A 26,481-nucleotide genomic window follows, 5' to 3' on the forward strand; every position below is an offset into this window, starting at 1 on the left:
AGCTTAGGGTAGTCTTACTGCAACCACCGCTGCCATCTCGCGGGTTACCGGTGCAGACGGATCGAACGCTCCGTCAAAGCCGGTCATATATCCGAGATCCGACACAGCGTGAACCGCTGCCGAAGCATAACTGCTGATCTTGCTCTCATCCTTGAAGCTCTGCGCGTCTACAGGAGCTTCCAGTTTAAAGGCCCGGTAGATCATTACAGCCATATCCTGGCGGCTGATCGTTCCGTTCGGATGAAAGGCTGTTTTGCTGACACCATCAATAATGCCCAGTTCTTTCGCTTTGAGCACATCTCCATAATACCATGCACCGGCCTTCACGTCGCTGAATACCGGCGCGGAGGAAGCCGGGGCAGGTGTGTTGTTCGTCAATCTCAGCAACAGGGCTGCGAATTGCGCCCGTGTAATGTGCTGCTTCGGTGCGAATACGAGACTGTCGCTGCTTACACCCTGCATCAGCTTCTGGTCAAAAGCCTTCTGCACCGACTGCAGGGCCCAGGCCGAGATCTGTTTCTCATCGGCAAAAACCACCGCAGTGGAGCCGGAAGCTGCCGGAATCTCAGTGAAGCTGTACAGCTTCGTCTGTCCGTTCAGGAAGCGGTCATAGGCAGTCAGCGCCAGCAGAGCCTGCTCTGTGGCCAAGCCGTTGCTGGCCTTGTCCGCAGCCGCATGGGCGTATCCCCCATCAGTCTGGCGGTAGGTTGCCAGATTGCTGAGCAGTCCGCCTTTGGCTTTGACAAACCGCGCATCTCCCGGACCCGCTCCAGCCGCAGACAGAGCAATGATAACCTGCGCTACACTTTCACTGTTCTCTTCACCGGAAAGCTTGAAGCCCCCGTTCTCCAATTGCTGCTTGGATAGCCAGTTGATGGCTTTATCGATAGCATTCTTCACAGCCGCCTGCTCTGCATGGACGGACAGTGCCGTTACAGCCATCGCCGTAATGTCCACATTATCCGCCTCGCCGCTGGTCAGCGGGAAGCCGCCGTCTTTGCTTTGCTGCTCCAGAATCCACTGGACCAGACGTTCCTTCGTCCACTGTGCATTGGCAGGGATGCTGTAATTTCCGCTATCCAGGGCGATCAGGGCAAAAATCGGTCCGTTGGTGCCTTGTTTGATCATGTTCTCGTTGTTGTAGATTTTCTCAATCAGATTGTAGCCGTCAATATTCAGCGGATTGCCGCCCGCTGCTGAAATGGCCATGGCCAAGCGCTCATAATCGGTAACTTTGCGGAACTCTCCTTGGTTCTCAGCAAGCTGGGCCTTCACCCCGCTTAAGTAGCTTGCCGGAAGAGAATTGCCGGATCGCACCAGGCCAATCGCCTGCCAGTCGCTGATCTCGCCTGCTGCCGTAATTGCTTTGGCCGTGGCGGCGATATCCTTCTTCAGCTTCTCCGCTTCAGGCTCTGCTTTGCTGCGGTCGATAACCGCATAAGCCGTGAAGTGGGTGATTTTGCCGGTCATGATTCCGGTCTTGGCATCCAAGGTAGACGGAACCGGAATCCAGCGGTTCGTGGTCTTATCCAGCCACGCTACGGTCAGATTGCCCGGATAATCCGTAGTCACAGGAATGACAAAGGACAGATCAACCGGTTTGGCAAACTTCGTGCCGTCCGGTGTGAACTCATACAGTCCGGAGACCAGCTCGGGACGGCTGGCGTTCTGCTCCTGTATGCTAATCTTCACATTACCGCCCACAGCTCCAGCCGGAACTTGCAGCTGAACCTCATTTGCATTGTCTTTCAGCGCAGCTGCCGCACCCGGAGTAACCTCCTGCGTAATGGATACCTTATTCGCTGCCAGGGTCTTGCTGATTGCTGCCGCCTCTGCCGCAGTCATTTTGTTAGCTTCGTTTGTCACCGTAGTGGTCTGTCCCACTTGATTCACAGAGAGGGTGTTGTCGCTGGTAATCGCTCCAGCCGTACCGCCTCCTGCTCCTCCCGCTCCGCCTGTAGTGCCGGAACCATCCGTAGGCTGATTCAGATCCACTCCACCGTTCGTTGTGTATCTCCAGGCGACTACATCACCGCTGGACAAAGTATACGCCCCTGCACTTACTTTTGGAAAAATGCCGTTGACGGAATACATCCAGCCGCTCAGCGGGCCCAGATCGAATTCAGAAAGACCTGCTATGGAAGAGACATACAGATTGCTGCCGCTGCCCTCAGCGATAACCTGTCCACCCAGCTGACGTACCAGCAGACTGTAAGGTGTATCCCCTCCATTCAGGGTCATTGTACGGCTCGAAAGAATCGTTCCGCGCGAGCTGTCTCCGACCACCGAAATAGTAGCTGTGGAGGCGACAGGCGCCGTTGTACTCGCGGCCTTGATGATAAGCGGCGTGGCAGTCCGTACAAGGGTCGGCACAGCGCCTTCACGGTATCCTGTCACAAGAAGCGTATGTGTACCTGCCGCCTTGCCGGAGGTAAACGACGCGATCCCTTCAGCATTGGTCGTAACTCTATCGTCGCCGATGCTTACTTGCACTTCGGCAGCGGGAACAGTGCTTACCGTGGTTCCTGTTGCATCAGTCCACTGTGTGACATCTTTGGTGACCTTTACCGAAAATGCTTGTCCGGATTCAGGAACAGCCGGTGTGACTATTACTGAGTTCACAAGCTGGGTTTCCGAGAAGTCTCCATAATAGAACAGGAGCTGGTCGGCCTCTGCAAGCTTATAATCAGCCGCCCCTACATCCGGCTGTGTCCAGCGCCCGTCTTTATAGACCGCAAACATCCAGCCATCGTAAGGCCCGTACAGTTTTTCCTTAACTTCTCCTATTGAGGTTACGTACTTGCCCATGCCGGAGCTGTTTGTGATCTCCAGCGGAATGCCTTGGGAGTCCGCCAGCTGCTCCAGTGCATCAAGCGCGGTATACCCGAGGCCTACACCTTGTCCTATAAGCCCTTGTGGACCTTCGATGGATATAGAAGCCTGCTTAGGCGATACTGCAAGCTTGCTTGTATGTCTTACAACGCTTGGTACCGCATCTTTCTGATAGCCTGTAATCTCCAGCGTATGCGTTCCACCTGCCACACCTGCCGGGAAGGTAGCTACACCCTCTGCATCGGCAGTTACGGTCTGTCCGGCAACCGAGACTTGAACATCCGCAGCCGGTACAGTGTGGGTCACCACCTTTGATCCGTCCCAATCGGAGACTTCCTTTAGGACTGTGACGAAGAACTTCTTACCGGCTTCAGGGTGTTCCGGTGTAACCGAGACAGACTGTATAAAGTTCGTGACCCCATACTCCCCATAATAAAAGAGTACTTTTTCAGACGGTTGGAGCAGATAATCGCCCGCACCGACATCCGGCTGTTTCCAGTGTCCGTCTTTAGAGACTGCAAACATCCAGCCATCGTAGCCTCCGTATAGAGCCTCCGATACCCCGTCAATCATCTTTACATACTTGCCCATGGAGCTGTCTTTAATTTCCAGACTAATATTTTTGGCCTGAGCCAGCTTCTCCAGACCCTGCACCGCAGTAGCGGCATGAATGGTTCCTGCAGCAATCGGTGCTTGTGGTCCTTCAATACTTACAACAGCCTGCACCCCCGGCTTCTGTGAACCAGGCTGGGTGAAATGATAGAACGTTTCACCTTTCAAATATAAATCATAAGCAACAAGTGCCTGAAGCGCCTGCTCTGTAGCCATTCCGTTTGCACCAGAGCCTACCAAATGGCGGAAACTTCCATCGGGTAGTGCAAAACTCAAAAGATGATCCACCAGATTGCCGCCAGCTTTGGTGAATTCTGGCCCGGCCGGGTCAATCCCCATCGAGGTCAGGCCGATGATCGCCTGGGAAGTCGACTCACTGGAATGATTATATCCGCCGTCTGCTTTTTGTGCCTGGGATAACCAATTCACCGCACGGGTTCCAGCCGCTTGTACGTCCGGGTCATCTTTGTGCAGAGAAAGGGCATTTAAAGTCATTGCCGTGATATCCGGATCACTCTGCGTACCGAAGAAGATGAAGCCGCCATCCGCATTCTGCTTGGAGAGAATTTCCTTCAGCAGCTTGGCTTGTGTCCACAGTGCATCATCCGGCACTTTATATTGCCCGGAATCAAGGGCCAGCAGGCTGTATATCGGCCCATTAACCCCTTGTTTCGTCATTTGTCCAAAGTTGTATATTTTCTCAATCAGATTGTATCCGCCGAAGTTAGTAGCGTCACGGCCAATCGCCGTCACGGCCAGCGAAATACGCGCATAGTCCGTAACCTTGGTAAAGGTTCCGTTTGCTGCTTTAAGCGTACTCTCAAGCCCGGTACGGTAGCTGTCCGGGACCGCTGTGCCGCTGCGGGCAATGCTCATCGCATTCCATTCGGACAAGCTCCCATTAGCCAGTACATACTGTTTTGCCTTGTAAATGGCATCTGTGACACTGGCCGCTTGCGTTGCCACTTTTGCATCCACCGGAGCAGCCCCGGCATCATATGTAGCTTCAGTAACACTCGTCTCTTCCTGCACAGCAGAATTCTGTGCCTGTGCCCTAACTTGTCCTGCCGGAACCAGCGCGGTTCCGAGAACGGAAATAACCAGCAATAAGGCCAGTCCAAGCGCACAAGCCTTGGAGGTGAGTAGCTTCTTCAAATCTTATCCCTCTTTCCTGAAATGAATTGGGTCTTGCAGTGAACATAATAAAGACCGCCCTGATAGGGGCGGCCGGGAAGAATACAAACCAAGGCTGTGTGACCAAAGAAACGGTGTCGCACATCCATCTGTACAGGTTCCCTATTCTTACCCCCCGAAGAATAGAAACGTCAGCAACAAGGCAGGTCTCCTGGCTCATGCCTCACTGCGGCTTTCCGCCTTCCCGTCCGTTCACAGGACAGTGGCCTACCCGAAAGCCGCTCCGCATTTACAGTGGCGGGACCGCGCCGGACTTGCACCGGGCTTCCCTTTTAAGCAGGTCCCGTCAGCGGGCCCGCACCTTGTTTCATTAGTGTATTAAATTCAATATTCACAATCATATCTATAATTCCCCTGTATGTCTATAGAAAAGCTGTTCCAATTCTCTTCCAACTCCCCTCCAACTCTATCAACAGTGCCTTGCTCTCCTGGCCCAGGTCCATTCTTATAAGTTGTCCCTTTTCCCGCTGTGCCGAATGCTTTTCTGCTGTAAAAAGTACATCCAAATCTATTAAATCCAGACCTGAAACGTAACACTGCTGCATATGGTGCATCAGAATTCCGACAGTATTGCCCATGCTCGGGTTTATTCCATCTTCAACTGCACTAAATGCAGGCAAACCTAAAATCGCGTCATTTCCTGCCCATTTTGATGTACAAAATACATCAGAATAACCTTTCAGCTACTCCCGGAGCGATTTGACTGTACTAAATACACTGGAGCAGCAACTGGCCATACTGGCCGCGCGCTCCAGCAGTGGGAGTGCCGGATTAGTGCTGGTTGAGTGCCTGGTAGTGAGCCGGTTAGTGAGCCGGTAGTGCGCTAGTAGTGAGCTGTGAGCTGGTAGTGAGCTGTGAGCTGGTAGTGAGCTAAGTTTTCGGTTTGGCTGTATTTTGTGCATCAGAACTTGGATAAACCGGGCTTTTTTTCGGTTTAGCTGCATTTTGTACATCAGGAAAGGCGGAACGTGCCTGGATTTCGATGTTTGCGAAGTTTGCGATGTACAAAATACATCAGAATAACCTTTCAGGTTACTCCCAGAGCGATTTGACTGTACTAAATACACTGGAGCGGTAGCCAGCCATACTACTGGCTGTGCGCTCCATCAGAGGCAGTGCCGGCTGAGTGCCTTGTAGTGAGCTGGTAGTGGGCTAGTAGTGAGCTAAGTTTTCGGTTTGGCTGTATTTTGTGCATCAGAACTTGGATAAACCGGGCTTTTTTCGGTTTAGCTGCATTTTGTGCATCAGGAAAGGCGGAACGTGCCTGGATTTCTATGCTTACGATGTTTGCGATGCACAAAATACAGCGGCGAACCTTTTGCTGACTCTGTATCGGTGGAGGTTCTTCCATAAAAAACTCCCGAACCGCCCGGACCGTCCCCTTAAGGGGTTTGTCCGGCAATTCAGGAGCTGTTCCATTGTATGTTCCGCGCCGCCGCTTATTTCGGCGTTGCCTCCGGGCTGGCTGCAGCGGATGGGTCGGCGCCCGATTCAGTGCCAGGCTCTGCAGTTGGTGCAGCGCTTGGCCCGGGCTCTACCATCAGTGTGTATTTCCCGGCTGTAATCATACTGCCCGGGGCCAAGACGGCCTTCGGCTCGAGAACCACAATCACTTCATGAGCAGGCTTAGCAAGCTTAGCCGTTGCCGGTGCCGTACCGCCTGCCGCTGGGGTCGGTCCGGGTGTGGCACCTGGCGCATCAGTCGCTGCCGCGTTGGTGCTGCCTGCGTCACCGGCTGCACCTTCTGCATTGGTGTCAGCATTGGCAGGGTCGCCGGAGCTGCCGTCCGTTGCAGCAGGACCGTCCACATCTCCGGTGCCACCGGCGTTATTACCAGCTCCGGCAGTTTCACCGCCACCGCCATCGCCACCGGCAGCCGCAGTTTCATCTGCACCGCCATTCACACCCGCCGTTCCCGCGTCGGTCTCCTGATCCGTCCCTGCACCGCCGGCGGAATCTTCGGTCACCGCCTCTGAACCGCTAGCCTCCCCTGGCTCTCCCGTACCGGACACACCGGTACCACCAGCCCCCGCCGCTCCCGGCGACGGGACTTGACAGCTGCCCGTAGTCGAGGCCACTTGATACATCACGGCGGCCTTGTCGCCCGTCGTGACGCTAATTTCCGCCGGCTTGAAGCTGGCGCATTCCTCGGCGCTGGAGAAGACGAACAACAGGCGGCTGCCTGCTGCAGCGCCTCCTTCACTGAGCAGACTGGCCCGGACAGGCGCCTGTCCGCTCGGAACCGGAGACGGCTGCGGAGCCAGCGCGGCGTCTTTATCGTCCGGCCGCAGCATACTGAATATAATAATGGCGGCAATCAACACTACGCCGACAATAGAGCCGGACATCAGGAGTCGAAATCGGCTGCGGCTGAACCACCGCGCCAGCGGTGAAGCCAGCTGGGAGCGGGCTTCATTGTAGACAGTCTGCAGAGCGGGCCCTGCGGCTTCAACATAACTTTTGCGGAAATCACGGCTTTTGAACGCCTCGCGGTCGCTGTTCGTGAAATATTTCAGGATCGCCCGGCGATAACCCGGCCACAGCTTCTTGCCCGAGGCTTTAAAAAGCGGACTGCTCTGCGACCAGGCCAAAAAGCGGTAGACCGTCTCTTTATCCGTCCCGGCCTTGCGCTTCACCAGCTCCAGCAGGGCATCATAATCCAGCGGACCACCTTCGCGGCGGCTGCTGTAGTAGAAGGCTAACGGCAGGCGTTCGAATGGCTCCGGTGAGCCCGCTTCCTTCAGCCAGCGGCGTCCCAGAAGCTGCACATCATCCAGCTCCTGCGGTGTCAGCTCCGCAAAAATCCCGACCTCCGGACTCTCTTCCCCGAACCAGCGGTAAGCGGCACGCAGCGCATTCGCTTTCTGCTTCGTGATCAGATCCAGCGGCGGCTGCCAATCCCCGGCCCGCTTCGGATAACGCAGGAAGGAAATCTCCAGCAGCTGCTCCTGCGTCATTTCCTGGAGCGAAAGCCGGTTCAGCAGGAACCGATCCGCCGCGTCTGCCAGCTCCTGCAATAAGGATAACGCGGATGGATGCAGAAGTGCTCCTTTGCGCAGGCCTTTTTCCGCCTTGTCCACCATCTCATGCATGGCCGATACCGCAGCGACCGGATTGGGTTCCTTCTGGAGCTTCTCCAGCAAATACTCTTTTGTATTTTCCTGAATGAACGACTGCTGCAGAGCCTCCGGCAGAAACCGGCCCCAATGCAGCACGAACCCCATAATGTCCGCAGCCTTCGCCGCTGCAGCCAGACGTATTTCCATATAAGGCTCAAACAGCTGCTTGCGGAATACCGGCTGGGCCAATACTCTTTTGAAAAAAGCGGCACTCAGTTCATCGTTGCTCTCAATGATGCCGAAAGCGGTATTCAGAATATCCTCGCGTCCTGCCGCTCTGCTGTTCAGCATGCCGTTGATGAAATAATCAACGATCTTGACCTTGTAATGGTGGCCCGGCAGAATGAAATATTCCTTAAAGCTCTCCATCACTGCGGGTACAAGCAGACCTTTTTGCCGGATAAGATCATATTCACGGTCGAAGCGCTCCAGGAACAAGTCATTCAGCCGCACCCGCGAGGCCAGCGCACCCTCTGCTTGAAGATAGGACAACAATCCGCCGAGGACTGCGGTTTTGTTGTCGGCATACAAGGTTTCGTTGCCCTGCCCAATCTCATAAAAGACCGCCAGCTCATTATAGGCAGCCAGTGACAAGATACGCTCCCCTTGCTCTACCGACAGGATGCTGTCGGCAAAACGGCCAAAGTCGTCTAATCCGCCCGCGCCGCGGGCCAGCAACTTCCAGGCCAGCTCGGCATACGGCTGCCGGCCGTCGCCAAGATCGGCATTGCCGGTCCGCCCGGACGCCAGATCGAAGGTGAAATCCTTCTCTATGCTGCGGTCGCCGGGACGGAGGGCCCCTTTTTCCACAAAAGTCAAATGAATGTATTTACGGCTTTTTGGCTCGTTCGCATACGTAATCACGCCCAATCTGCGGCGGAACTCGAACGGCAATACACCCAGGAGGACCTCAGTCAGCTCGGCTGCCCGGATCGAAAGCTCCTCCACCGGCACATCAAGGGCGACATAAATTTTCTTTTTGCTGCTTACCGACATCATAACCGCCTGAAGCAGGGCCTTGAACAGCTCTTCGCCGATCCCCAGCGAACGCAGGACCGCCATAGAATCAAGGCGGCTTGTCCTCCGCGAAGCAGGGATGGCCTCCAGCTCCGGCAGCGTCCCTCCAAGCTCTCCGGTGTAGCTCCCGGCAAAGTCAGCATGAAGATAGTCACCATAACGCTGCACAATATCGTCCGCGCGGGAAGCCGGCACCACAAAGTTATGGGCAAAAAAAGCGCTCCGCTGGCCGGTGAAATCCGCCGCCAGATAGCGGCTCTGCCCGATGACGGTCTCATTCGTTTCGGTGTGGAACAGATGCAGCGCAGCCGGGTAGGCCGCTTCGCTCTTCTCCCCGCGCATTGCCAGTTCAGCCGGAGCATCGTAGAGGCAGAAGGGATGCAGTATTTTTTTGACAAAATTGTTGTCGAGACTCCCGGATTTCGATACCGTATCAAAACCTTCTGTAGACCGGTAAACGCCGCGCCGCTCGCGGGTATACATCTGCTGTGCAATCTTCGCCCCTGAATGGGTACTCACGGGCCGTCGCTCCCCTCAATGTAATTCAGCTTGTGCAGCAGCCAGATAAACGGCTCGTCCACCCGGATCGGGCTAACCACGCCTTCAATCTTCTGATTCACCGGATTGCTGCCCAGGGCCGACACGGCAAAATAACCGGTATTGGCAAAATACACATCCATCGTATCCTTGAACGGGCGGTCTACTTTGCCGATAAAGCGGCGGATCTCCCCGTCGATGTTGTGGAACTCGTTAAGGTTGAGCGTTTTGCGGTGCACATAGTTGTTGAACACATTGCTGTTGGACTTGATGTAATCGCCGTCTTCATCCTTGAGGGAATGAAGCATGTCGCTTTTGGCGAGTACGATTGCGGTCGGAATGTCGGTTTTGCTCTTCTCCTGGTAGGCAATGAAATCGCCGAACATCGTCAGCACCACATCACGCGGCTCATCGTACTGCGAGACCCATTCGCCCGGACGGTCGCCGATGTTAATCCGAATCTTCTCCCGGATGGAGCGGATCTGCAGCGGATCGACCATGAACAGGATGCCCGCAGAGTTCTTGATATGCTGGCCGTGCAACCCGAGATAATCCTGATCGACCATCCCCTCGCCGGCAACATCGAAGAAGACAAGCGTCAGCGGGGGCTTCTCTTCATCCTTGAACACAAATTGAAAAATAAACGGCTCCTGCATCTTCTCCTTCTGCGTCGAAGCCAGCAGATCTCCGCGTTCAAATAACGGCTCTTCGTAGAGCGTGCGGAACTTGCGGCTGATCTCGGCGTTCAGCGGCATGCAGGCCGCGTCAAAATGTCCCGCCGTCGTGTGCTGAAGCGTATGGATCAGCGCCGTCATATACACCGATTTGCCGACCTGCGAAGCACCGATGATCGAGATAATGTTGCTCGGCACTTTGCCGGCTGTTACCGGAAGCTCATTGTGGCATGCCGGACACAGCCGTCTGCGGGTCAACACGCCATAGCGGTCAGTCAGTCCGGTCAGCACATGATCGGTATAGTGGTGATATTCCTCCGGAATATCCGCCGGGCGAATGACCGCTTCCACATCGTCCACCGTATCCAGTCCAAAACGCTCACGGTATTTATTCAGCGCGTCATCTTCGCCGAGCGCGTAGTTCTCGTCATCCTCCCGGCTGTGCATCGCCCGGAAAACGACCTCCTCCGGTGCGAATTTGTTGAAGCAGAAAGGACACACAATATCATAAAAAAGCGGCCTCGCCTGAGGCTGGTTTTTTTTCTTGAACCGGTTAAAAAAAGACATCTCTTCATCCCTCCCCAAAGTTCATTCAGCGTCTTTCATTATGGCCCGCGAGTAGCAAAGCATTATGCAGGCCCGCATGTGGCTGAGCGCCGGACTGGCCATCCTTACAGGCTCACTCCGGTACCAGCTCATAATAAAGCCCGTACTTGCGGCCATCCGTGAAAAAGATGCGCACGAAATCCTCCTTGCCGATTTCGATCGGCGGAAGGCTACTCTTGCCGGCGGCAAAGTCCTGCACAAAAGGGAACAGCACGCCGTCCTCTTTACCGGACGGGTACCCGCCCTTTTTCTTGACATAACACAATACATCCCTGCCCACCGGCACTTCGGCGGTAATGGTCATATGTACCGTTTTCTGTTTGGAGAACAAGCCTTTTTTCTGAAGAATCGAATAATAAATCCGGGCCTTGCCTGCACTGACAACGATCCGGTTGTCCCCGTCCTTCTGTCTGACAAGCATTGTGTCTCCATGTTCCGCGAGGCGGGCGAATATGGTATACGCGACCAGTCCAATATCGTCCAGCCGGTCGCGGTAGCCGTTGTTCGCTTTATATTCCTCACGCGTATAGAGCTTCATGCCGGCGGGCGGGCTGTCCCCGTCCACCGGCGCTTCTGCAGAAGCTTTATGAATGCAGACCGCCTGCACGCCATCCGGCCAGCGCCATCTCAGCGTACAGAACCGGTCCTCCACCCGGGAACTCAATTCGGTTATAACAGGTGTGGAAGAATCAACCTCGGCGTACTTCATGACTGCTTGCTCCTTTCCGCTGCTCTAGAATCCTTTGCTGCCCCGGTTCCGGCGCGGAGCCGGGAAGTTGTCCGAGGCATTCGCAGGCGCTCCTGTGTTCCGGTTGCCCCTGCGGGTGAGACGGCCTTCCCCAACCGGCACCACACCGGTGAACAAGGCAATAATCGCGGCCAGCACAAGCACGGCCAACAGACGGATGATTCCGTCTGGAACCGAAAAGCCGGTGAGGCCGTATTCCAGGACCAGACCCGCTAGCAAGCCGGAGACGGTCCCGCCGAGCCCGAAGCTTCGGGCCAGATGGCGGTTATCGAAGACCACGCCAAGCCCGACTCCCAGCGCCGCACCCACCAGCAGCAGCGAAAGTATGCGCACTGCAGCATAATACGGGCTGTCCTGGGTAGCATCGGTACGCTCCGTCAGCAGCGTCCGGTCACCAAGACGGTCATAAATCTGCTGGAACACGTCGCCAAGCCGCCCTGCATCGGAGACATCGTAATATTGTCCGCCGGTGACACCGGCAATTTCCCGGAGCAAGGTGGCATCCGAAGGGTTATCCATGCCGAGGCCAATCGTATTGACGGCAATACCGCGCTCTGTAAACGTCCGGAGATCCGACGCTGTGTCCAGCTCGCTGGCCCCGTCGGACAGCAGAATCACCATGGACCCCCGGCTGGAGCTGCTGTCACCGTTAATGACATTCAGCGACTCCTCGAGGGCCCCCTTGATATTCGTCCCGCCTTCGGTTGTCTTCAGATTGAGAATGGCCGCAGAGACCTTCTCCCGGTTCTGCTCATCCGCAAGTGGCGTCAGCGGCTGCACAATGCTCGCACTGTCGCTAAAGGTCAACACGGCCACCTGATTGTCCTCGTCCATCTGCATCACCAGGGACTGTGCGGCGGAATAACGTCTGTTGTCCGGATCATTCTCCATCATACTGCCGGAGTCGTCAATGATCATCACCACATCTTTTACCGGCTTCACGCCGCCAAAATTCAGCTCATAGATGAACTCTGTGAATGCCCCCACCCCGAAGGCGAGCACAAGCGTAAGCGGCAGCAGTTTCCAGGACAGACCCAGATAACGCTGCTTCCAGGAAGCTCCGTTCAGTCTCGGCGAGACCATTTCCGCGATCAGTGCCCCAAGGCCGACACCAAGGGCAACGATGGCAAAATAAATGCCGACAAGCACAATGGACGGCAGCTCTTCCAGCCAGCGGCCCAGCAGCCACTCGCCGATCAAAAAGGCAAAAGCGCCGCCGATCAGACTAAAGAAGAGCAGGAGCAGATTGATTTTTCGCTGCATCATTATTCATCCTTTCCGGATGGAACCTAAGTAAAAGCCTTGAATACATCTTTCATTCACCGTCCACTAAATCCAGGGTCCGTAGACAGGTGCTAACGCAGCTCAGGCAGCTGAGCTTCATCCACTCCATGCAGATGGTAGCCATTCTGAACATAGGTTTCGTAGTAGACCTTGGCATTGCGGTAATACAGCAGATCCTCCAAATGGAAGCCACCCATCAGATTCAGCTTCTCGATTCCGCTTCTGCGCTGCTCATGGACGAAGCCGAGCCGGTAAATACGGGTCGTCTCATCCACACCGAAGGCGTAACGCAGGAACTCGGAGCTGCTGTCACCGAAGAAATATTTCTCCTCATGGCGGTGCTCCTGCGTATATTCAAACAGCCTCACATTGACCACCGCCCCCTCCTCCAGGTTGCGGTAGAGCCGCTTGAACAGCTCTTCCCGGGACAGGACTTCGCGGTTCTCATAAGCCGCCGCCACATTTGCCCGGCGCAGCAGCTCCTCCTCGAAGGACAACGCGAACGGTTCTGCCGCCAGCAGCTCCTTCCGGCACAGCTCAATGAGGCGGCTGATGACCGCTTCCTTGCCCTCTGCAAGCAGCGCTGTCATGCTGCCCATGTACCGCTCGCTGAAGAATATGCCAGGCCCGCGGCGCGTTTCGATCTCCTTCATAACCTCTTCCGTCACGGTCCGGTAATATTCCATGATATTCTGCCCAAGCTCGTCGTTCGTCCGGCCGATGCTGTCCAGCGCTATGCCGCGCAGCTCTTCCTCCAGCGACTCCATGGCCTTGACCCGGCTGATGCTCTCTGCATGCAGCTGCTCCAGCGCGGCTTCCAGCCGCAGACAGAAGGCCAGCTCGCTCTCCAGGCGCAGCAGCTCATATTTCTGGCCATACACCGTCGTGAACAGATAATGGATGAAGTTGCGCACCGTCCGCTTGTCAAACAGCGGCACCCGCTGGAACGGCTGGCGTTCCACACTCTCTGCATAGAGCAGATCAAGCTCGGCCTGAGCCGAGGCAATGACTGCCCGCAGACCCGCCATATGCTGACGCAGCCCGTACAGCACACTTCCGCCCCCGCTGTCTTCCCTGTCGGCTGTCCATTCGGCCAGCTGATAGAAGGTCACCGGAGGGACCGCCGTTTCCTGTGCCGCAAATATTCCCCGCCACGTGCGGAGCGGGTCAAAAGCTTCCGTCCGGCGGGCCGTCTCGGCCACGAAATTGCTGCGGAAATAGGCTTCGCCCCCATCGCCGAACAGCAGCTGCTCCGCCTCGCGCAGCGACAGTTGCCTCAGCTCATGGTATGACGGTCGGCCATGGCTCATCAGCCCGGTCATCTCGGCCAGCCCTTCTCTCTCCGGCAGCAGCTGTGCCGCCTGTTCCCGCAGACTGTCGGTGCCTAGCCCCAGCAGGGCTTGACGGTCCCGTACAGGCCACGGGCTGGCTTCACGCAGCGCTTCGGCCAGACGCCGGAACGCATGATAAAGCACCGCCAGCGCAATCTGCCTGTTCGGCCTTCGTACGCCTGAGAAACCTGCCGAAGCATACCCTTGGCGGCCCGTGTTGCCTCTGATCCCGCTCTTGAAGGTCATATTGTTATAGCCGCCTTGCCCGGTGGCCTGATCGGCTGTGGGCCGCACCCGGTTCTTGAGCAGGCTGACATGGGAGATAATCTCATAATTGTCACTCATGCCATGGGCCGACAGCATACCACGTTCGTTCTTGTCGGAGAGCAGGTACACGAGATCAAACAACGGAGCCGGCCCGTGCGCTACCGGAATGGACAATTCCTCTTCGGTCACGAGCAGCGGAGCCTGGAAAGTATAGTCTCCCGCCTGCAGCCCATCAAGCTCGCGCAGAAAAGCCAGCCCGACCGAGCTGGAATATCCGTAATTCTCTCCCTGCTCCCGTTCATTGATCAGCGCATACAGATCCATCTGGACCGACTTGAACGATTGCCCGAGCACAGCACGGGCCAGCAGTGTAATTTCCGGCAAGAATACATTAAGCGGGTCATCGACCCGCGTAATGATAGAGAGATGAATGACATCAAAGGATGAATAGAGCCGCCCGTAATCCGCGATGCTGTTGCTGAGCCGCCGCAAGGTACGGTTCATCTCGGCCAGATAACGGCTGTCCTGGTGAAATTCACGGTACACCTCCTGGCGTACCGTACGGGGATCATGCCCTGCCGTGTCCGGCAGAGCCATAACCATCACCCGTTCTCTTCGCATCGTACCGCCATTCTCCGGCGAAGCCGCAGAGCGGCTCGCACCTTCCGTGAGCGCATGGATGGCCATCACACCGCCCGCGTTGTCCCATTTGCGCTCGCAGCTGTCCAGCACCGGGGCGATGGCCGGAGCCACCTTGTCTCCAACGAACAGGAACAGCGCCGGGTAATGGATGCTGCTGCGTCCATCCCCCCGGCTGCGCGCTGCTTCTTCCTCTGCCGCGTATTGTTCACCATACGATAGAACCTGAGATGTGATCATAGGTTATTTCAGCTTTCTGCGGATGCTGCCCAGCTTGCCGGTCATGCTCTTGTAAAAGCTGTACATCTCATCACCGTTGGCATGTTCTACCCGCTCATATTCAAGGCTGTCACGCGCCTCCAGGAAGGAGACGTACAGCCCTTCCAGCTTATACAGCAGCGGAGTGACATCTTCCGCAGCCGTCATTTCCCCGGCACGCCGGGCCGCCTTGCGCAGCAGCACACTGCGGCTCTTCTCATCCAGCCCGCGGAAATGGCGGTACACGGCATATTCCACATAGCTGCGTTCTTTCATCAGGTTGGCGAACGGCTCCCAAGCGTCTTCCTCTTCATCGCGGTCATAGACGTAGAGCGCACCTTTTTTGATAATACTTTCGGTGTACAAGGCTTCAATGAACTGGTCCATCCATTTGTCCTCATCCAGATATTGGTGAAGCAGCGCATTAAGCTCAGCCGATTTGGCAGCAAGCGCCGCATATTGGGCCAATTCCTCACGGACACGGGTAATCAGCTGCGGAGAACGGATCAGGTTCTCCTGGGCCAGCTCATGGTTGATGCTGCCAAAAATATCCTTGACGCTCTCGCGCTCCAGCCCCTTCTCCAGCAGCGCCTTCAGCTCATCGGCTGCTTTCTTCACCTCTCCAAGATTCGGGCGCGGCGCACTCAGCTGCAGATCAAAGCCTTTCAGGAAAGCTTCCAGATCAAACGGCTTCGTGAACACCACCGAATAACGGCTGCTGGTATTCTCGTCGAGGCCTTTCTCTATAATAACTCCGGCAGCCAGCGCCTGGGTAAAGTCGGCCCGCACTCTGGCATTATAATCACGCACGCGCGGATTGACATAAGTGTCGCCCCATGATTTTTCCGGAATCGGGGACGGCAGGTACGTCCAGTTGTTCTTGTCCGTCATCACCAGATGGCGGCCAATCCCTTCCTTGTCCAGAATGGTCCGTTCGTAATTCTCCTCGAACACCCGCAGCGGCGTGTACACAAACAGCGGCACCCCGTTGCGCGTATTCAGCCAGAAAATCCGGTTCTTGACCTGGCTCTCCTTGATCGTGAACTGCGATTTGCCCAGGGCATTATTCTGATAATTGCGGATCCCCTTCAGGATGCCCGGCGCTTTGACCGGCACGGATACGAACCCCCAGGACGGGAAGTGCAGACTGCCTGAGCTGTTGCTGAGGTGGAAGGTAGGAACCGCCTGCTCATCCAGCTTGCCGGCTATAATCCGCTCCACGAATTTATCCAGCGGCTCATCATGGCCGTATTTCATCACCAGGAAATCCTCCATGGAACGGGTAATCAAATCGCCGAATTTGTCGCTCAGGAACTCCGAAATGGAGCGGACAATATCAATCTCCTGCTCTTTGACCCAGCGGCCGGAGTGATTCAGCATCTCACGGGTGAAGTCACGGATCAGATCGTCGCCGTCCTTCTGCTCCATGAGTTTCGAGATAGTGGCCGAGATGTCCGGCACATTTACAATGTTCCAGTAGTAGGTTTTGTTGCCTTTATAATCGGCCTGCTCCTCGCCATTGATCAGGATGTCCCCATTTTTGGCAAAAATCGAGCTGAGCGCACTCAGAATCTCCGTAAACACGCCATAAATCCGGCTGTTCTCTTCGTTAAGCAGCTCATACAGGTCTTCATAGAATTCGATCATGCGTTCGGTGCGCTCCACATCGGCATGCAGCCAATATTCATTGATTTTGGCCTCGATATAAGCATTCTTCTTTTTCTCTTTGGAGACAAAAGCGCTGCGTGCGTCGCCCAGCTTCTCCTCCGCACTCTCACGTGCCGTCTCAATATCACGCGGCAGACGCAAAAGGCTCTCTCGCAAAGCTTCCACATAGGACTGGATCAGCTTCAGAATACAGAAGCCTTTTTCTGTGTACAGCAGCCGGGAGACATAAAAGGGCCCCTGTTCCGGATGCAGGAAGATCCGCTCCAGCTCCTCGCCGAACCGTCCGACAATCTCGCCTGGCAGCTGTTTCTTGGACTTGATGTATTCCTCCCGGGCCCGGGACAGGAAGTTCTGTTCCAGCTCCGTATCCATGCTGACGACCTGATTCTTGATTACGTTCGCATGGCTCAGGCGCTCGCTGTTCTCATAACCCGGCAGCGGCTCCGGCACACGCGATTCGAACGTCTTAATCATGCTGTCGAGGTCGATACCCAGCTTGCGGGCAAATTTCTCAACATCCTCCTGGCCCGGGGCCTGCCGGAACATTTTTTCCATCTTGTCAAAAAGACGGTAAGCCAGATAGGTAGTCATTTCCTCAATCGGCAATACTGCAGATGAAGCTCCGATAATGTTGTATTCATAATTGGCCGGATATACCTTGTTCATCTGCGCAATGTTCGTGCGGATATTGCTGATATAGTCGTGAATGGCGAATTCTTCGCCTGACTGTTTCTCTTCGCTGGCCATAAAGTTCGTGATATTCTCCGCCGTCACATTCATGCAGTAATCATAGGCATTCTCCAGCAGCTTGCCTTCGGTATTGGTCGCAGAAATCAGATGGCACAGGTTGAACGGCGGCAGCGGAGAATTGACGGTCAAAATATTGCCGTACTGCTGGCGGAACCGCTCGCCGCGGCTGTCCACATTCATCCAGTAGTCCAGCTCTTTGAGCGCCGCGTATCCGTTCTTGCGGATATATTCGCGCGTGTGCTCGCTGAGGCTTTTGTTGGCCAGATTTACATCCGGGGTGAACAGGTATCCGAGCGTGTTCACGCGGTCAATCCCGGCTGAGCCGTAATCGCGTTCGATAATGCCGCGCACGATATAGGAGATATCCAGAAATGCGCCGCTGCCCGTCCCGCCGGACAGACCTGTCAGCAAGAACACCATCAGCTTCTTGCTGGTGCCGACGGACAGGGTCTTGATCTTCTTGTCGATGGCGCCTACAACCTGATTAATCTTGGTGAACAGCAGCAGCCGTCCGGCCTGCCGCACACCCGCGGCGCCGTTCATGCCGTCCGTGATGCTCAGCTCCGGCGACAGCCATTCTGTAATGTAAGGCTCAAGGATGCTGCGGTTCTGCAGCAGCCCGCCGATTTCGGCGTTGGCCAGCAGCACGAATTCATTCTGCGGGTCAAGGCCGATGCCTTTGTATTTCTTCCCGCGGTCCTGTTCATTGGTCTCAAAAGCCAGGAATTCCACGTTGTCGGGCTTATCCCGTTTCTTCTTGGAGATCGGATCTTCGGGCAGTTTGAAGCGGCGGTTGATCTGGTATTTCAGACGGAGCAGGGCATCGATGCCTGTGCCGCCAAGTCCGATAATCAGGATAGGATTATCAATGGTATCCACCCTGATTTTGTCGCTGACAATACCTCCCCCAAGGGATACGTCTAATTGCTGAATATGTTCTCTTACTATCGGTTTCATTCTGATTCCTCCCCAAACTAACTTAGGCTTCCTATACTAAATACTCCATTAAAATCGTCTTGTCTACGGTCTGCAAGGTTACAGAAATCCGGTCGCCGCTCTTCAGTTCAAGGCCGCTCGAGGCATCGGCCGCACGCCCGGATCTCTCCACGGCAATTCCCTCAGCGCTGCTGCGCAGCAGAATGCGGTCATTCTTGACCGGCGTGAAGACCAGATTCTCGCTTTCTTTCAATTCCGGCGCAAGCTGGAGCAGCTGATGCAGATTGAATTTGCCCCGGAAGGCGGACAGCTTCTTGTACTGCGGATACGTCTTCTCTCCGGTGTTGCCGTCCTGCACTTCAATAACCAGCTGTCCAACAAAACCACGGGTCGCTTTTTGGCGGAGCAGCCAGAAGGCAACGCCGGCTGCTAGCAGCAGCAGAACGGCTCCGATGATGTAATACAGGCTCTTCGATGCCGGCTTCTCTTCGGCAGGGTCAGTTCCGGTTCCAGCCGGGGCCTGGGTGGCTCCCGCTCCAGCCGCTCCTGTCTTGGCATTGACCGTAAGTGTATCACTCTCACGATAGAAGCTGCTCTCCTCCGCCCGGACCTTCAATTCATAGTTATGGCTGTCTTTCACCTCAAAAGTACCCTTGAATACATCGCCTGTATTATCGAGCGGGATCTCTTCGGTCTTCCCGGTATCGGTATCCGTGGCGAGCAGAACCGCCTTCATATTCTGATACAAATTGCTGAGCGTTACCTGAGTGCCGTTGCTGTAAAGGCGGGAAGCAATGTCGATGGTATCCCCCTTTTTATAGGTCTTTGACGGCAATGCATCCATTTTGAGCTCCAGATCATAGTTAAAAACGAGATTGATATCAATCTTGTCCTTGGGGACACCCTTGATCTGCAGCTTCCAGTCTCCCTGCTGTGGCGACAGCAGCTTAATCAGACTGTAAGTCTTGGACTGCGACAACAGGATATCATTCGATGGAATCGCAACGCTTTTGCCCGACGGATCAGTCAACTTCGCTTCTACCGGCTGGGAAGACATTATCGAGATATTCGCTTCCAGCACGCTTGCGTTCGGCACATTGACTGTAACATCCTGGTAGTTTCCGTTAGCCGTTATGGATTGAACCGGAACAATCTTCAGCTTCAGATGGCTGGCAAAAATCTCACTGAGGATTTCCGGCAGATCATCCGCCGTATCCGTTGAGAACGCCTTGCCTCCGGTCTTGCCCGACAGATCGGCCAGGCTCTGCTTGTTCAGCTTGCCGTCGGCATTAAGGCCAATGGTATAAATAGGATATCCGTTCTTCTTGGCGGTCTCCACCGCCGCCGCTAGCTCTGTATCGGACTGGCTCTGTGTCCGGCCCGTAGCTTGGTTGAAATCATTATTGCCGTCTGCCAGCATGACAATCATCGGCTCATGTGCGGGATCACTTCCGTTCTGAAGCACCTTTACCGCTTCTTCCATCCCCACCGCGATATCCGTATAAGGTCCGCGGTCCAGCCCGTCAATAAAGTCCTTCAGATCCTGCTTGTCGGCAGCCGAGTTAATCTGCAGCAGCGCCTTCTCGCGCTGTACCTCATCGGTGTAGGCTACAATGCCGACCTTATCCCCTTGGGCGGAGAGCATATCTATGAACATTTTCATCGCTTCACCTGCGATGTTGTTCTTGTCACTCGTCTTCATGGAATTGCTGACATCAATAAGAAGCACGGCATCAATGTGTGAACCGGTTGGCGCCGCTGCATAGGCCCGTACAGCCATTAAGGGAGCTGTAGCGATAAGCAAAACCAGCAGCAGTGCCGGAAAGATACGTTGCATAATAGTCTTGGCTGTTCTTGAAGCTGGATGTTTACGAAGCATAAAGATGGCTCCTCTTGTGTTATAGTGGGCACATATAGCTAGCCTGTGCGAAAGCTAAATTCTGTAAATAACATGCCATTATGATATAATTAAACCTTGTAAACTTCAACTTTAGGACCGACGGTCCGGGACGGGGAGAAGGATAAGAAACGCCATTTCTGATCACCGTACGCATCCGTGTGTCCAAGCAGAAAGGATCGTTCCATGATTTCATACGTCATTCTGGCCATTACGTTCCTATATGTCGTCATTCAAATTTCCCTGTATGCCGCCCGCCAGCGCAAACCGCTTACCCGCGATGACATCGAAGAGAGACTGCTGGCAACGCTGAACGGAGGCGACCATGGCCGTCCATAAGAAAAAACCCGTCACCTTTCGTCCGTTCAAGGCTCCGCGTTATGCCTTCGACAACCTGCGCATCTGCCGCCGCTGCGGACGTTACACTGCACTCCGCGAAGAACATTGCACCGGATGCGGCAAGTCCTCCTTGGTGCCGGTTGAACAACACGCTGTATCCATCGCCGGACGCAAGATACATACCCGTCTGCTGCTCACCTTGTTCCTCACCCTGGCCTCCGTCTATTTTGGCACCAGCCTGCAGCAGATGGTCCTATGCGGAGCCGGCGGTCTTGTATTGATGGGCTTACTTTACTATACGCAGCGAAAAACAAGGAAGAATGAAAATTTGCGCTCACTTGATCAGCTGCTGGGACATAATATCGGTATCCTTAAGCAAGGACTGGAGTTCAACCGTCAGGAAGCCGTCTCCGTACTCCGCGAGAATGATGTACTAGCCTATGAGAAGCTGCGCGAGCTCTCTGTTCTGCTCCGCGGTGACCGCATTGCCCGGCAGCGGGTCGCCCTGCTGCACGGATTTCTGCTGCGGAAGGATATGGAGCTGGAGCTGGAACAGCTCCTGCTCAAGGACTTCGAGCCGCTGCTGGCAGAATATATCGGCGAAGTTGCCAAGGTACGCCGGGATTTGATCAAGGACCGGACGCTGCGGTATGTAAAGACGTACGAAGTCCAGATTCTGCAAATGGATAAAGGCTCCGCTATCCTTGCGGGCGTTGCCGGGGCAGCGGTGCGCATGAAGCGTTATGCCCTGCTCTATTCCGGCTTTATAGGAAGATATGTGCAGGATCTGCCCAAAGACCGCGTGCTGCGGTTGTCCAGGATGATCGCTGCCAACCCGCATGAGCCATGGAACGGCCTTGATCAGACCGTTGCGGAAATTGTCAGCACCAAATACCGCTGGGACCCCGATTTTCAGGTTGATGCTTAGATACCAAAAAAAGAGGCTACTCTATATGACGATCAGACAAGTGATAACCCTGCGTAATTTTATGATCATTTTGTGTATAACTATGATTGGCCTGCTTGGGCAAAAAGCCGTCCGCATCGCGGACAAGATTCAGGCGGTACAGGAAGGTGACCGCTTATATGCCGCAGGCGACCTGATTGCCGCCGAGGAGCAGTACCGGCAGGCTGCCGGGAACTCTTCGCTTCTTTATATGGAAGACAGGCTTGCGCAGAGGCTTGACGAGCTGGGGCCGATTACCAAAATCCGCAACGCCCTGAATACCCTGGTCTTAACTGCACGTGCCCAGTCGGCAACGAAGGATTTTACCGGACTGCTGCAGACCTATGAATCACTAATCAGCCTGAAGGCTGTATATATGAAGACCGGGGGCTCCTATGAAGCCCATTTCCGCCAATTGTCTGCAGATTCTGGCCTCTCGGATGACCTGACCGTATATTTCCAGAAGTTCAAGAAGCAATTTCTTGCCGAGCTTGCAGAGAGCAAGGCGGGAGGCGGAAGCGGCGAGGACAGCTTCAAATGGAATTTGCTGTTGATCCCGGACGCTTTTTATGGGGAAACGGAGCTGAAGCAGGAGTTGCTCGCTGCAAGCTTTCAGGGGCATGACACAGTAAGGCTTAAGGCTGTGGCCGCTTCGGGGAGCTTCAGCCCCTTGCTGGACAACGCCTTGTCCATGATGAATGCCTACCGCAGTCATGACTACGAGGCGCCTTGGATACTGAAACAGACAGAGGCTAGTACAAAGTCCATACTGAACAAGGATCTGGATGCCGATAACCTCTCCGCCTTTGTACAGCACGGGATATCTTACCGCGCTTTTGCCCGCTCTGCAGGTCTTTCTTCATCCAGGGTGCTGACCCAGATTGACAAAAGTCTGGCACAGCTGCTCAAGACTGCCGGACGAAAGTCCCGGGCCGGGCAGCATGCGGAAGCAATAGCCTTGTATGAGGCACTCGCTCCGCTGCAGGATACTTCGGCTGAACTGGCCGCTACGCGTCTCGCCTGGAATATAGCCGAGCCAGTCCGGCTGCTGCCCGGCGGCGAGTTGCCAGGGAAATACACCCACATAACCGCAGGCACAGGGCGGTATGGAGCACAGGTGTACGTAGCGGGAACAGACAGCAGCGGCCGCTTGTATTATGCGGCGTTAAAGGACGACGGCAGTGTCGTCACCCTGAACGGCGATGTCCTTCCCGGATACGCGCGCCTGCGCCGCCTTGTGTTCGACGATTCGCTTGCGCTTGGCAACAACACCGGCGTACCGGTGGTCATGGCCGAAGCCGACAGTGAAGACGAGCAGACCCTATATACCGCTTATGAGATGAAACCCGAAGGCATGACACTGCTGCTCTCCTTTACAGCTGACAGCTACGAGCTTCAGGCGGATGGTTCGCTGCTCGTGCAAGGCGCGCAGCTTGCAGACGGCACTTTTGCCCCTGAAGCCATCTACCGCCACACAGTCAGCATGTACGAGTTCAGCGAGTTGGTACAGGAGGTACAGGAAGAGCAGGAGTATCCGCTTATTACGGCCTCAGAGCTTGAACAACGCCCCGACGAGAAGGTATCGTTACAAGGCGAACTCTACGTGGACAATAACGGTACAACCGTTCTTTCCTCGGACGGGCGATACATCGCCTTGCAGGGTGAGATCGGCGTTACCGGCAATTCAGTGGTGTCCGGCCAGTTCCAACATAACTATAAAACCGTAGGAACCGATATCGGCGAACAATTGGTGCCTGAGTTTGTTGTAGAGAGCGTTGGCAGCCTGAGCCTTATCTACTAATGATTCAGCCACCGTTTGACACACACCTGGACACATCCCCACTGTTCTGAGCGACGAAGAGGAGCCCCGCGGGGCTCCTTTTTGATTGAGGCAACCACTCAAGCCGAAGTAGTGCGGTCGCCGAAAGGCATTTTTGCCTCTCGTTCGTACACTTTGGTCCCTCCGTCCACAATCAAGAGCATTTTTGCCTTTCATTGTGGCGATTCCGGTCGCTGTGGCGGATTCTAAGGCATTTTTGCCTCTCATTCGCACACTTTGGCCCATTCCGCCACAATCTAAGGCATTTTTGCCTCTCGTTTCATCGACTCCAGCCACCAGGGCGCCTCCTCTCCGAACCCAAAAAGTCATCAAAAAAATATTAATTTCCCTACAAATTTTTTAACGCATACGGGGCGTGGGATTGCCCTCAAAAACTAGCTGATTGCAGACGCCCGGGGGTGTCTTCGTCTATTGACTTTTCAAGATATAGTACATAAAATGATTAAGCGCAACTAAATGTAGTGTATATATAGATAAACCCGTGAATCTAGCGGGAATGCCATTTATAGATTTGTCAAGTACAAAGAGAAGGTTGTTACAGGAGGTTAGAGACCATGCTGATTGCTTATGATTCCAAAACCGGCAACGTAAAACGGTTCATCAGCAAGCTGAAGCTGCCGGCCGTACAAATTGAAGAGCATATGACGATAGACGAGCCTTACGTGCTTGTTACATACACCACCGGATTTGGGCAAATCCCAGAGAAGGTGTCTTCTTTTTTGGAAAAGAACCATTCCAGGCTGAAAGGCATCGCCGCCAGCGGCAACAAGAACTGGGGCGAGCTGTTCGCGCACAGTGCGGACCTGATTGCACAGCAGTATAATGTGCCGGTCGTGGGGAAGTTTGAACTGTCGGGAACATTTGGCGACGTAGAGCGCATTAAACAGGAGGTGAGCCGGGTTGCGGCATATTGAACTGAACAACATGTTGATGAAGAGAGACGAAAGCGGCTTTTTCCAGCTGGACAAGGACCAGGAGGCTGTGGCCGAATTTATGCGGGAGGTGGAGCGGCGTTGTCTGACTTTCCCGAATACGAAAGCCAAAGTGGATTATATGATCGCCAATGATTACTACGAGGACTTGTATGACCGTTATACCGCTGCCGAGATGGAGGATGTCTACCGGATTGCCCATGATTATAATTTCCGTTTTCCTTCTTACATGGCGGCTTCCAAGTTCTACACCGACTACGCCGTCAAAAGCAATGACCGCAAGCAATACCTGGAGCATTACCCCGACCGCGTAGCCGTTGTAGCGCTGCATCTCGGGCGCGGCAATGCCGATACCGCCCGGACCCTGGCCCGCTCGATGATGGAGCAGCGGCTTCAGCCGGCAACACCGACCTTCCTCAATGCCGGCAAAAGCCGCCGTGGCGAGATGGTCTCCTGTTTCCTCCTGGAAATGGATGACTCGCTGAATTCGATCAACTACGTGCTGAATACCTGCATGCAGCTCTCCAAGATCGGCGGCGGTGTAGCCGTCAACCTCTCGAAGCTGCGCTCGCGCGGTGAAACGATCAAGGGTGTTGAGGATGCTGCCAAAGGCATCATGCCGGTGCTGAAGCTGATGGAGGATGGATTCTCCTATGCCGATCAGATGGGCCAGCGCAAAGGTTCGGGGGCGGCTTATTATAATATTTTTGGCTGGGATGTACTGGAGTTCCTGGACAGCAAGAAGATCAACGCCGACGAGAGATCACGCCTGAAGACGTTGTCCATCGGATTGATCGTGCCGAACCGCTTCTACAAGCTGGCGCAGGACAATCAGCCGCTGTATGTGTTCGCTCCTTACACTGTCTACCAAGCCTATGGTACACACCTGGATGACATGGATCTGGACGAAATGTACGATACCCTGCTCGCTGACCCGCGTGTGAAGAAAAGAGTTGCCATGAGCGCACGCGACATGCTGACCAAAATTGCCATGATCCAGCTCGAATCGGGCTATCCATATATGATGAACAAGAGTAACGCCAATGCCGCCCACGCCCTGAAAAATGTCGGTCAGGTCAAAATGTCGAACCTGTGCACCGAGATTTTTCAATTGCAGGAAACTTCGGAGATTAACGATTACGGACAGCAGGATGCGATCCGCCGCGATATCAGCTGCAACCTCGCTTCCCTGAACATCGTCAATGTAATGCAGCACGGCAAGATCCGTGAATCCGTCCATGAAGGCATGCTCGCGTTGACTGCAGTCAGCGATATGACTACTGTCTCCAACGCGCCGGGTGTCGCCAAAGCGAATAAGGAGATGCACTCCGTAGGCCTGGGCGTGATGAACCTGCACGGTTACTTCGCCAAGAACAAGATCGCTTATGAGAGTGAGCAGGCCCGCGATTTCGCCCGCACCTTCTTCATGACGATGAATTACCACTCTATTGAAAAGAGTATGGAGATCGCCGCCGAAACCGGCGAGACATTCCACGGCTTCGCGGAATCCGATTATGCGACCGGCGTTTATTTTGAACGCTACTTGTCTACGGATTACCGCCCGGTCACTGCGAAAGCACAAGAGTTGTTCCAAGGAATCTACATTCCAACTCCTGAAGACTGGAAGCAGCTGCGTGACGCTGTAATGAAGAACGGCCTGTATCATGCGTACCGGCTGGCCATTGCGCCAACCGCGAGCATTTCCTATATCCAGAATGCGACCTCCAGTGTCATGCCGATTGTGGAGCAGATCGAGACACGGACTTATGCCAATTCGACCACCTACTATCCGATGCCGTATTTGCAGCCTGATAATGTGTTCTTCTATAAATCCGCGTACCAGATGGACCAGTTCAAGGTTATTGACCTGATTGCGGAAATTCAGCCCCACATTGACCAAGGCATCTCGACCGTTCTGCATGTGAACAGTGATGTAACGACCCGTGAGCTGGCCCGCTGCTACCTGTATGCGGCACACAAAGGATTGAAGTCCCTGTATTACACCCGGACCAAAAAGCTGTCCGTTGAGGAATGCCTGACCTGCTCGATCTAGGT

At 54.7% G+C, this 26,481-nt stretch carries 14 protein-coding genes and 1 riboswitch; of the genes, 5 read left to right on the forward strand and 9 right to left on the reverse strand.

The window, feature by feature from the left end; genetic code table 11:
* Window positions 1-3: 3 nt before the first annotated feature.
* The 9 genes from IEY53_RS15395 to IEY53_RS15435 form a co-directional block, all read right to left on the reverse strand.
* The gene (locus IEY53_RS15395) at window positions 4-4,599 is read right to left on the reverse strand and encodes a DUF4430 domain-containing protein (RefSeq protein WP_189026354.1); all 4,596 of its coding nucleotides are present in this window, start codon (window positions 4,597-4,599) and stop codon (window positions 4-6) included.
* A gap of 163 nt (window positions 4,600-4,762) precedes the next feature.
* A riboswitch (cobalamin riboswitch) is annotated at window positions 4,763-4,958 on the reverse strand.
* Window positions 4,959-5,000: 42 nt separating this feature from the next.
* Window positions 5,001-5,258 (reverse strand): hypothetical protein, encoded by a 258-nt coding sequence (locus IEY53_RS15400; protein WP_189026356.1) that lies wholly within the window; start codon window positions 5,256-5,258, stop codon window positions 5,001-5,003.
* 819 nt (window positions 5,259-6,077) lie between these two features.
* Window positions 6,078-9,293: a GAP1-N2 domain-containing protein gene (locus IEY53_RS15405; RefSeq protein WP_189026358.1), complete on the reverse strand. Its 3,216-nt coding sequence runs from the start codon at window positions 9,291-9,293 to the stop codon at window positions 6,078-6,080.
* Window positions 9,290-10,552, reverse strand: a complete 1,263-nt coding sequence (locus tag IEY53_RS15410; protein ID WP_189026360.1) for a hypothetical protein — start codon at window positions 10,550-10,552, stop codon at window positions 9,290-9,292. The genes IEY53_RS15405 and IEY53_RS15410 overlap by 4 nt, the downstream gene beginning before the upstream one ends.
* Window positions 10,553-10,664: 112 nt before the next feature.
* Window positions 10,665-11,300 carry a beta-mannanase gene (locus IEY53_RS15415; RefSeq protein WP_189026362.1) on the reverse strand — a complete coding sequence of 212 codons (636 nt, stop codon included), beginning with the start codon at window positions 11,298-11,300 and terminating at the stop codon, window positions 10,665-10,667.
* A 24-nt stretch (window positions 11,301-11,324) separates the two neighbouring features.
* A complete protein-coding gene (locus IEY53_RS15420) occupies window positions 11,325-12,602 on the reverse strand; it encodes a vWA domain-containing protein (protein WP_189026364.1) in 1,278 nt (425 codons plus the stop codon).
* A gap of 92 nt (window positions 12,603-12,694) precedes the next feature.
* Window positions 12,695-15,100: a transcription initiation factor TFIID gene (locus IEY53_RS15425; protein WP_189026365.1), complete on the reverse strand. Its 2,406-nt coding sequence runs from the start codon at window positions 15,098-15,100 to the stop codon at window positions 12,695-12,697.
* Window positions 15,101-15,103: 3 nt separating this feature from the next.
* On the reverse strand, window positions 15,104-18,493 hold the full coding sequence (locus IEY53_RS15430; protein WP_189026367.1) for a tubulin-like doman-containing protein: 3,390 nt from the start codon (window positions 18,491-18,493) through the stop codon (window positions 15,104-15,106).
* A 31-nt stretch (window positions 18,494-18,524) separates the two neighbouring features.
* Window positions 18,525-20,252 (reverse strand): VWA domain-containing protein, encoded by a 1,728-nt coding sequence (locus IEY53_RS15435; protein WP_229696179.1) that lies wholly within the window; start codon window positions 20,250-20,252, stop codon window positions 18,525-18,527.
* A gap of 303 nt (window positions 20,253-20,555) precedes the next feature.
* Here IEY53_RS15435 and IEY53_RS15440 point away from each other — a divergent pair, with 303 nt between their 5' ends.
* The 5 genes from IEY53_RS15440 (at window position 20,556) to nrdE (ending at window position 26,479) form a co-directional block, all read left to right on the forward strand.
* Window positions 20,556-20,708 carry a hypothetical protein gene (locus tag IEY53_RS15440; RefSeq protein ID WP_189026371.1) on the forward strand — a complete coding sequence of 51 codons (153 nt, stop codon included), beginning with the start codon at window positions 20,556-20,558 and terminating at the stop codon, window positions 20,706-20,708.
* Window positions 20,695-21,636 carry a hypothetical protein gene (locus IEY53_RS15445; protein ID WP_229696174.1) on the forward strand — a complete coding sequence of 314 codons (942 nt, stop codon included), beginning with the start codon at window positions 20,695-20,697 and terminating at the stop codon, window positions 21,634-21,636. The genes IEY53_RS15440 and IEY53_RS15445 overlap by 14 nt, the downstream gene beginning before the upstream one ends.
* Window positions 21,637-21,661: 25 nt before the next feature.
* Window positions 21,662-23,455 carry a hypothetical protein gene (locus IEY53_RS15450; RefSeq protein WP_189026373.1) on the forward strand — a complete coding sequence of 598 codons (1,794 nt, stop codon included), beginning with the start codon at window positions 21,662-21,664 and terminating at the stop codon, window positions 23,453-23,455.
* A gap of 593 nt (window positions 23,456-24,048) precedes the next feature.
* On the forward strand, window positions 24,049-24,408 hold the full coding sequence (gene nrdI / locus IEY53_RS15455; protein ID WP_189026375.1) for a class Ib ribonucleoside-diphosphate reductase assembly flavoprotein NrdI: 360 nt from the start codon (window positions 24,049-24,051) through the stop codon (window positions 24,406-24,408).
* Complete coding sequence (gene nrdE / locus IEY53_RS15460) at window positions 24,395-26,479, forward strand: class 1b ribonucleoside-diphosphate reductase subunit alpha (protein WP_189026377.1); 2,085 nt, start codon at window positions 24,395-24,397, stop codon at window positions 26,477-26,479. The genes nrdI and nrdE overlap by 14 nt, the downstream gene beginning before the upstream one ends.
* Window positions 26,480-26,481 lie beyond the last annotated feature (2 nt).

This window comes from Paenibacillus albidus, assembly GCF_014644435.1.
In the GTDB taxonomy this organism is placed as follows: Bacteria; Bacillota; Bacilli; order Paenibacillales; family Paenibacillaceae; genus Paenibacillus_AQ; species Paenibacillus_AQ albidus.